General features: G+C 72.7%; 4 protein-coding genes. All 4 read left to right on the top strand.

Annotated features, from left to right (window positions below; all coding sequences use genetic code 11):
* Positions 1 to 349 (top strand): FliH/SctL family protein (locus tag C5O18_RS08915; protein WP_206389824.1); only part of this gene is annotated, 349 nt, incomplete at its 5' end.
* Between the two features lie 140 nt (positions 350 to 489).
* Positions 490 to 1,272, top strand: a complete 783-nt coding sequence (locus tag C5O18_RS11040) for a hypothetical protein (protein ID WP_478209691.1) — start codon at positions 490 to 492, stop codon at positions 1,270 to 1,272.
* Positions 1,266 to 1,622, top strand: a complete 357-nt coding sequence (locus C5O18_RS11035; protein ID WP_277422163.1) for a hypothetical protein — start codon at positions 1,266 to 1,268, stop codon at positions 1,620 to 1,622. Before C5O18_RS11040 ends, C5O18_RS11035 begins: the two co-directional genes overlap by 7 nt.
* The coding region (locus C5O18_RS08905; protein ID WP_105193242.1) for a flagellar export protein FliJ at positions 1,619 to 1,917 on the top strand (299 nt) is incomplete at its 3' end. The genes C5O18_RS11035 and C5O18_RS08905, both read left to right, overlap by 4 nt.

Below are 1,917 nucleotides of genomic sequence, written 5' to 3'. Positions count from 1 at the left end.
GTTGCTGGCGCTGGCACTGGCGCGCCAGGTCATCCATGCCGAGCTGCGCACGACCCCGGAGCTGGTGCTGCCGGTGATCCGCCAGGCGCTGGCCGAGCTGCCGTCCGCAAGTCGCAAGGTGCGCCTGCACCTGCACCCGGAAGACGCCCACCTGATTGGCGAGGGCCTGCCCGAGCTGCACGAGGCCAGCTGGCAGGTGATCGAGGATGACGGCATCAGCCGTGGCGGCTGCCTGCTGGAAAGCGGCAGCGCCAGTATCGATGCCACGCTGGAGACCCGTATCGCGGAAGTGGTCGCCCGCCTGGGCGCGGCCGCCTTCGACGCGCCGGCAGCGGAGCCGCAGGCGTGAACGCCCCGGCCGGCCCGAAGCGTGCGGTCGGCACCCGGGCCTCGGCCGCGCGCTGGGCCGGGCATCTGTCCGGCCTGCGCGAGGCGGCCGGCGGTGATTTCCCGCTGCGCGCCGAGGGCCGTCTGCGTCGTGTCGTCGGCATGATGATCGAAGCCGAGGGCATCAAGGCCGCGATGGGCTCGCGCTGCCTGGTCGAGGCTAGCGATGGCGGCTGGCTGGAGACCGAGGTGGTGGGCTTCAGCGGCGACCGCCTGCAGCTCATGGCCACCGGCGAGCTGTCCGGCATCCGCCCCAATGCCCGCGTGCGGCCGATCAGCAGCGAAGCCGGCGTGCCGGTGGGCGCTGCCCTGCTCGGTCGCGTCATCGACGCTTCCTCGCGCCCGCTCGACGGCAAGGGCCCGCTGCAGGTCACGCAGCGGCGGGCGCTGGTGGCCGAGCCGCTGAATCCGCTCATGCGCAACCCCATCCGCGAACCGCTCGATGTCGGCCTGCGCGCGCTCAACGGCCTGCTCTGCGTCGGCCGCGGCCAGCGCCTAGGCCTGTTCGCCGGCAGCGGCGTGGGCAAGAGCGTGACCCTGGGCATGATGACCCGCTTCACCAGCGCCGACGTGGTGGTGGTGGGGCTGATCGGCGAGCGCGGCCGCGAAGTGAAGGAATTCGTCGACCACATCCTCGGCGAGGAGGGCATGCGCCGCGCCGTGGTGGTGGCCACGCCCGCCGACCATTCGCCGCTGATGCGCCTGCGCGCGGCCTGGGTCGCCACCGCCATCGCCGAGCAGTTCCGCGACGAGGGCAAGCAGGTGCTGCTGCTCATGGATTCGCTCACGCGCTTCGCCCAGGCCCAGCGCGAGATCTCGCTCGCGGTCGGCGAGCCGCCGGCGACNACTCGGCGCGCGCCATCCTCGACGGCCATGTCGTGCTGACGCGCCGACTGGCCGAGGCCGGGCACTACCCGGCCATCGACATCGAGCAGTCGGTCAGCCGCGCCATGAACGAGATCATCGGCAAGGAGCACCGGCAGCTGGTGCGGCGCTTCCGCCAGACCTGGGCGCTGTACCAGCAGAACCGCGACCTGATCGCCATCGGCGCCTACCAGCGCGGCAGCGACCCGCGCCTGGACGAGGCCATCCGCCTGCAGCCGCTCATGGCCCAGTACTTGCAGCAGGCCACCGACGAAGCCGTGGATTTGACGCTGGCGCTGGCGCAGCTCGATGCGCTGTTCCCGGCAGAGCCCGGAGGCGCCGGCATGGCGACTGGCGGAGGTGAGACATGAAGCGTTCGCAGCGCATGCAGCCGGTGGTCGGTCTCGCGGCCCGCCAGGAACAGGCGGCGCTGGATGCCCTGGGCCGCGCGCGCGGGCAGGTGGCGATCGCCGAGGACAAGCTGCGCCAGCTCCGCGACTACCGCGACGAATACCGCGCCGGGCAGGGCGACGGGCAGGTCCTCGACCTGTCGCGGCTGCAGGCGGCCCGCTATTTCCTCGCCCGCCTCGATGACGTGATCCGTCAGCAGGGCGACGAGGTCCGGCGCCTGGAGGCGCAGGCCGAGCACGCCCGCCAGGGCTGGCT

Source organism: Amnimonas aquatica (assembly GCF_002943415.1).
Taxonomy (GTDB): Bacteria; Pseudomonadota; Gammaproteobacteria; order Pseudomonadales; family Moraxellaceae; genus Perlucidibaca; species Perlucidibaca aquatica_A.
Note: the sequence above shows the minus strand (reverse complement) of the source record. Positions and strands in the feature narration are given on the sequence as shown.